6 protein-coding genes are annotated in these 6,375 nt (G+C 70.9%); 4 read left to right on the forward strand and 2 right to left on the reverse strand.

Annotated features, from left to right (window positions below; translation table 11 throughout):
• Nucleotides 1-74 precede the first annotated feature (74 nt).
• Both ACH9EU_RS03110 and ACH9EU_RS03115 read left to right on the forward strand, forming a co-directional pair.
• Nucleotides 75-830 carry an NAD-dependent protein deacylase gene (locus tag ACH9EU_RS03110; protein WP_396412471.1) on the forward strand — a complete coding sequence of 252 codons (756 nt, stop codon included), beginning with the start codon at nt 75-77 and terminating at the stop codon, nt 828-830.
• Nucleotides 831-1,002: 172 nt separating this feature from the next.
• Nucleotides 1,003-1,842 carry an aldo/keto reductase gene (locus tag ACH9EU_RS03115; RefSeq protein WP_396412472.1) on the forward strand — a complete coding sequence of 280 codons (840 nt, stop codon included), beginning with the start codon at nt 1,003-1,005 and terminating at the stop codon, nt 1,840-1,842.
• A gap of 55 nt (nt 1,843-1,897) precedes the next feature.
• On the opposite strand, the gene ACH9EU_RS03120 is transcribed toward ACH9EU_RS03115, so the two are convergent.
• Nucleotides 1,898-2,527 carry a dihydrofolate reductase family protein gene (locus ACH9EU_RS03120; protein WP_396412473.1) on the reverse strand — a complete coding sequence of 210 codons (630 nt, stop codon included), beginning with the start codon at nt 2,525-2,527 and terminating at the stop codon, nt 1,898-1,900.
• A 424-nt stretch (nt 2,528-2,951) separates the two neighbouring features.
• On the opposite strand from ACH9EU_RS03120, the gene ACH9EU_RS03125 reads away from it, so the two are divergent.
• Both ACH9EU_RS03125 and ACH9EU_RS03130 read left to right on the forward strand, forming a co-directional pair.
• On the forward strand, nt 2,952-4,415 hold the full coding sequence (locus tag ACH9EU_RS03125) for an amino acid permease (RefSeq protein WP_396412474.1): 1,464 nt from the start codon (nt 2,952-2,954) through the stop codon (nt 4,413-4,415).
• 37 nt (nt 4,416-4,452) lie between these two features.
• Nucleotides 4,453-4,842: a universal stress protein gene (locus ACH9EU_RS03130; RefSeq protein ID WP_396412475.1), complete on the forward strand. Its 390-nt coding sequence runs from the start codon at nt 4,453-4,455 to the stop codon at nt 4,840-4,842.
• A gap of 306 nt (nt 4,843-5,148) precedes the next feature.
• On the opposite strand, the gene ACH9EU_RS03135 is transcribed toward ACH9EU_RS03130, so the two are convergent.
• Nucleotides 5,149-6,255 (reverse strand): IS110 family RNA-guided transposase, encoded by a 1,107-nt coding sequence (locus tag ACH9EU_RS03135; RefSeq protein ID WP_396412476.1) that lies wholly within the window; start codon nt 6,253-6,255, stop codon nt 5,149-5,151.
• Between the last annotated feature and the right edge of the window lie 120 nt (nt 6,256-6,375).

Genomic DNA, 6,375 nt, shown 5'->3' on the forward strand with positions numbered 1-6,375 from the left:
GTTTCACCGCCCGCGCCCGGCCGTGCCGCCGGGTTCCCCGTCCGTGGGGCCGGTGCGCGTATACCGTGGAAGGCATGGAGGATCTCGATCCCGATCTGCTCGACCTGACGCGCTCGGCCCGCACCGTGACCGTTCTCACCGGCGCCGGGATGTCGGCCGAGAGCGGGGTGCCCACGTTCCGCGACCCGGGGACGGGGTGGTGGGCGCGCTGGTCCCCCGAAGAGCTGGCCACGCCGGAGGCCTGGGAGTCCGACCGGGAGCTCGTCTGGTCCTGGTACCTGTGGCGCGCCCGGACGCTGCGTGCCGTCCGGCCCCATGCGGGGCACCTCGCGCTCGCCCGCCGGACCGGCCGCGTCCACGTGGTCACCCAGAACGTCGACGACCTCCACGAGCGGGCCGGCTCCGAGGTCCTGGCCCACCTGCACGGCAGCCTGCTCGCGTTCCGGTGCTCCGTGTGCGAGCGGCCGTGGGACGCGTCCGAGGAACTCCGCCTCGACCTCCCGGCCGACGAGCACGCCCGCGAGCGTCCGCCGGAGTGCCCGGCGTGCGGGGGCGCGGTGCGGCCCGGTGTCGTGTGGTTCGGCGAGCCGCTGCCGCCCGGCGCCCTGGAGCGTGCGGCCGACGCCGTGGCGGAGGCCGACCTCGTGCTGGTCGTGGGCACCTCCGGCCTCGTCCAGCCCGCCGCCTCCCTGCCGCTCGTCGCGGCGGGCCGCGGTGTCCCCGTGGTCGAGGTCAACCCCGTGGACACCGCGCTCACCCCGCACGCCGACCACACGGTGCGCGCGCGGGCGGCCGAGGCGCTGCCCCGTCTGCTGGCCCGGCGCCGCTGAGCTCATCGGAGCCCACCCGCCGAGGGCCCCGGCCCGTTCGCGCTGAGAGCGGAAAGCATGCTTGCTGCCTTGCCGGTCCGCGGCTCCGCGCCCAGACTTGGTCACCGGATCGGGCACCTTCCCGGCCCGTCGCCGACACCCTACGGCGGTTCCCCGACGAAAGGCGTGCTCCATGACGCAGTCCACGATGACGTCCCCCACCCTCACCCTCCCCGACGGCAACAGCATCCCGCAGCTCGGCTACGGCGTCTGGCAGGTCGACGCCGGCATCGCCGAGGACGTGGTGGGCCAGGCCCTCGAGGCCGGCTACCGGCACATCGACACGGCCATGATCTACGGCAACGAGGAGGGCGTCGGACGCGCCGTCGCGAACAGCGGCATCCCGCGCGACGAGATCTTCGTGACCACCAAGCTGTGGAACGACGACCAGGGTCACGACGCCGCACTCCGGGCGGTCGACGCCTCCCTGGAGCGTCTCGGCCTCGACCACGTGGACCTGTACCTCATCCACTGGCCCACCCCGGCGCGGGGGAAGTACCTGGAGACCTGGCAGGCGTTCCGGGAGATCCGCGACAGCGGGAGGGCCCGGTCCATCGGTGTCTCCAACTTCCCCCGGGAGGAGCTCCAGGAGATCATCGACGAGACCGGCGTGGTCCCGGCGGTCAACCAGATCGAGCTCCACCCCTACTTCGACCAGGCGGCGCTGCGGGAGTTCAACGCGTCCCGCGGGATCGTCACCGAGGCGTGGTCCCCGCTCGGCCAGGGCGGGGACCTCCTCCGGGACCCGGTCATCGAGGCGGTGGCCCGCAAGCACGGCGCCACCCCCGGGCAGGCCGTCATCGCCTGGCACCTGGCGATCGGCAACGTGGTCTTCCCCAAGACCGTCACGCCGGCCCGGATCCGTGAGAACTTCGCGGCCCTGGACCTCCGTCTCGACCCCGAGGACGTGGAGGCGATCGGCGGCCTCGACAACGGCGGGCGGATCGGCTCGGACCCGAAGGACTTCAACTGACCCCTGCCGGCCGGCGGAGTCCGGGGGCCGCGGTGAGCACACCGTGGCCCCCGGTTCACCGGGGCACGAGATGCGGCCGGGAACGGTCCGGCACCACCCGGTAGGTCTCCTGCACCAGGCCGCCGGGATAGGACCGGGCCGACACGAGCTCGAGCGCCACGTCCTTCCCGTGGCCGGCGAACGGGGAGATCCCCTCGCGCAGCAGCACGGGAACGCGGGTGAGCACCAGGTCCGTGATCCGGCCCGCGTCGAGGAGCGAACGGATCGTGGCGCCTCCGTCGACATAGACCTCCCGGGCGCCGACCTCGTCCAGCAGCTCCGCGGCCCCGGCGACCGTCGACGCCCACCGCACCCTGTGAGCGGGCTCCTCCCGCCCCGTCGCCCCGAGCCGTGGTGCCCGGGATCTCGAGCCCAGGACCACGACCGGCCGGTCGCCGTATGACCAGTCCCCGAAGCCGAGCACCTGCTCGTAGGTGACCCTGCCCAGGAGCACGGCGTCGATGCCGGCCATGAAGGCCTCGTACCCGAGGTCTCCCGCCCCCGCCTCGGCTGCCGCCGCGCCGCGGCTCTCGAGCCAGGAGAGGTCGCCGTCGGGCCGGGCGATGAAGCCGTCCACGCTCACCCCGACGTAGACGTGCCCGGACCACCCCGTCACGACCTCGTCGCCCAGCGGCAGCGCACCCATGCCCGTCCTCCTCCTCCGCCCGGCCACCGGGACAGGTTTCCACGCTAGCCCCGGCGGACCGGTGCGCCGGAGGACGTGATCCAACCGTTGCGCACTGCGTCCCGGATCCCGGGGGACCCTCCGGCCATCGGAGGCCCGATGCTCCAGGTGAACAGCGAACTGACAAGTGTTTATATCGTCATCGGCATACACAGGCGGCAGTTCTGGGGGCCGTCCCGGCGGTCCGGGGCGGCCCGGCACGCGCCGGCGGTCACGGGGGTCGCCCGCCCCGACGGCACGGCACGAGGTGGACGCCGCGCCCTCCCGAGCCGGAGTCCGACGCGGCCGGGCAGCCCGCTGGGTCCGCCGCAGGAGGTGGCATAGGCTGTGGCCACGTTCTCCGTTCCCGGCGCCCCGCCCGACCCGAGCGATTCGAGGCCACCCGATGACCGATCCGGCCCAGCCCACGACACGACCCAGGCCGGAGCCCGAGCTCAAGCGCGTCATGGGTCCCGGCCTGCTCCTGCTGTTCATCGTGGGGGACATCCTGGGCACAGGGGTGTACGCCCTGACCGGCAACATCGCCGGTGAGATCGGCGGTGCCGCGTGGGCCCCGATCCTCATCGCCTTCGCGGTGGCCACCATCACGGCGTTCTCCTACCTCGAACTCGTGACCAAGTACCCGGGGGCCTCCGGCGCCGCCCTGTACACGCACAAGGCCTTCGGCATCCACTTCGTCACGTTCCTCGTGACGTTCGCCGTGCTGAGCTCCGGTCTCACCTCGGCCTCGACGGCGGCCTCCGCCGTCGCCTCGAACTTCGCCCGGGGCTTCGGCATGGACGTGAGCACGACCGGCATCACCGTGATCGCGGTGTGCTTCATGGCCCTGCTGGCCGCCATCAACATCCGTGGCGTGACCGAGGGCCTGGCGTTCAACGTCGTGCTGACGTCGATCGAGCTGACCGGTCTGCTGATCGTCATCCTGGTGGGCTTCTGGGCCTCGTTCCAGGGCCAGGCCGACTTCAGTCAGACCATGATCTTCGAGACCTCCGAGGACAAGGGCATCTTCCTCGCCCTGACGGCCGTGACGTCGCTGGCCTTCTTCTCCTTCGTCGGCTTCGAGGACTCCGTGAACATGGTCGAGGAGACCAAGGACCCCAGCCGCGACTTCCCGCGCGTGATGCTCTTCGGCCTCGGGCTCACGGGCGTCATCTACATCCTCGTCTCGATCTTCACCGTGGCCGTGGTGCCGATCGGTGTGCTGGGCGAGTCCACCACTCCCCTGCTGGACATGGTCCGGATCGGGGCCCCCAACATCCCGATCGACACGATCTATCCGTTCCTGACGATCTTCGCGGTGGCCAACACCGCGCTGATCAACATGCTCATGGCCTCCCGCCTCCTCTACGGCATGTCCCGCCAGGGCGTGCTGCCGCCCTTCCTGGGACACGTGCTGCGCGGGCGCCGGACGCCCTGGACCGCCGTCGTGTTCACCACCCTCCTGGCCATGGGCCTGATCGTGGTGATCAACAACATGCTCGGCAGCGGGACCGCGAGCGCCCTGGGCGGCACCACCGCCCTCCTGCTCCTGGGCGTCTTCACCGTCGTCAACATCGCGACGATCATCCTCCGCCGGGACCACGGCCCCACGCACGACCACTTCCACGCCCCCCGAGTGATGCCCTACCTGGGCGCGGTCACCTGCGCCTATCTCGTCGGCCCATGGGCGCAGGACCTCATCGAGTACCAGATCGCCGTGGTGCTCCTGCTCATCGGCCTGGGCCTGTGGATCGTCAACTTCCTCTACGACCGGCTGGTCCTCGGCCGCAAGGTGCGCTTCCAGGATCCGGAAGCCCTCGCCCGGCTGGAGGACGACCCCGAGGACCAGGACCCCCACCGCGGCCCCTGAGCCGACCTCCGTTCCCGCCGCCACCCGAGGAGAGCCCGTGACCGTCGTCGTCGGCTACATGCCCACCGCCCCCGGACACGCCGCGCTGGACGCCGCCATCGTCGAGGCCGAGCGCCGGGACACCGATCTCGTCGTCGTCCAGCCGCGGCCGAAGCGGCACCCCGGCCCGGAGACGAACGCGGACATCGACGTGGAGCGGGAGAAGCTCGCCCGCTCCGGCGTGCGGTACACGCTGCACGAGCCCGACCAGGACAGCGACCCCGCGGACGTCATCCTCGACACGGCACGGGAGCGGGAGGCGGAGCTCATCGTCCTGGGGATCCGGCGGCGCTCCCCGGTCGGGAAGATCATCATGGCGAGCACGGCACAGCGCGTCCTGCTCGAGAGCCCCTGCCCCGTCCTCAGCGTCAAGGCCGTCTACGACTGATATGTAGTCGATCTTGTCAAGAGGGCAGGGTGAAGCGGGGCACTCATTGATCGGTGGGTGCCCCGCTTCGTCGTTCATGGAGGGGTTGGGGTGATCTCTGCGGGCGTGTTGTCTCGACGCGTGGTCAGTCTGATATCCGCGGGTTGGTTACCGCATGACGCTGGTTTCGGCGCGAGGAGCGATGCTGGTCTGAGCTCGAGCGTGGCCACGAGGATCTCGTGACTGCTCACAGTCGAATCGCTGGTCTCCTCGGCGCGCGGCGCGCAGGAGATCTCCCGTGGCCGGGTCCGTGAACGGGTCTGTGGGTCATGCGTCCATGGTCGCCAGCGACCAGCACCAGCCGGCCATCTCTCGGGCGATCGCTGTGTTCGCGACCGTGTGACGCTTCTTGTGCTCGCTGAGCATGCTCCAGCGGTGATGCAGGCGCCTGTTGCCCGCATCGGCGCGTTCGGCCACGGCTGCCGGTGCCAGGGCCCACCGGTCCCGCATCGTCTTCCCCGGGCGGTACTGGGGCTTGTGGTGCCAGGCGGCCTCGATCAGCAACCGCCTGGCGTGGGCGTTGCCGGTCTTGGTGATCTGGCCCTGGGAGCGGGTTTGCCCGGAGGAGTGCTCCGAGGGCACCAGCCCCAGGTATGAGGCGATGTTCCGGCCCGTGAAGCGGTCCCAGTCGCCGATCTCCACCGCGAGAGAGAACGCGGTCAGGGTCGAGATCCCCCGCAGGCAGGCCAGACGCCGGGTGACCGTGGTCCACTCGGAGTCCTCGGCCAGCAGGAGGATCTGCGCGTCCAACCGGCACCGGCGGGCCAGGGCGTGGGCGACCGCGTCGTGGTAGTCGTCGAACACGATGCGTGAGACCTCGCCGAACACGGCGATGTCCTGGCGGGCCATCTGCTGCATCCAGGCCTCGTGCTTGCCGCTCCACGCCTCGCCGCCGGTGTAGACGTGGCCGTGGCGCAGGAGGAACTTCCCCAGCCGGTGACGGGCGCTCATCAGGTCCCGGCGCACGTCGTCCCTGGCCCGCACCAGGTCCCGTGCCACCTCGCGGGACCGGTCGGGAATCGTGACCTCGATGATGTCGTCGTTGCGGGCCAGTCGGGCCAGCAGCAGCGCGTCGTTCTTGTCGGTCTTGACCCTGTCACCGGAGGCCCGCAACAGCTTCGAGGGCGCCGCGACCTGGACCCGGTGGCCGGCCTCGATCAGGGTGCGGGCGAGTTCGTACCCGGTCGGTCCGGCCTCATAGGTCACCTGGACGGGGCCGTGCTCGCGGGCCAGAGCGTCGACGAACTCGCCCACCATGACGGTGTCAGCGCTGAGGGTCTGATGAATGATCTCGCCGGTCAGGCTGTCGATCGCGCAGGCCTTCACGCTGCGGGCATGGACATCCAGTCCCAGACTTGTACGCTCGGTGAACACCGGGGCCTCCTATGCATGTCGGCACCCCGACCCCGACCGGTCGGGGTGATCCACGTACTCTGCATAAGCGGGGCCCCGGCCACAAGACCCAGACGCCGCCTACACCCATAGCGTCTGAGC

This window comes from Kocuria rhizosphaerae, assembly GCF_044462265.1.
Taxonomy (GTDB): domain Bacteria; phylum Actinomycetota; class Actinomycetes; order Actinomycetales; family Micrococcaceae; genus Kocuria; species Kocuria rhizosphaerae.

Excerpts from the sequence above, each read along its gene's own strand:
- ACH9EU_RS03110 (WP_396412471.1), top strand. The coding sequence starts at position 75 with ATGGAGGATCTCGATCCCGATCTGCTCGACCTGACGCGCTCGGCCCGC.
- ACH9EU_RS03115 (WP_396412472.1), top strand. The coding sequence starts at position 1,003 with ATGACGCAGTCCACGATGACGTCCCCCACCCTCACCCTCCCCGACGGC.
- ACH9EU_RS03120 (WP_396412473.1), bottom strand. The coding sequence starts at position 2,527 with ATGGGTGCGCTGCCGCTGGGCGACGAGGTCGTGACGGGGTGGTCCGGG.
- ACH9EU_RS03125 (WP_396412474.1), top strand. The coding sequence starts at position 2,952 with ATGACCGATCCGGCCCAGCCCACGACACGACCCAGGCCGGAGCCCGAG.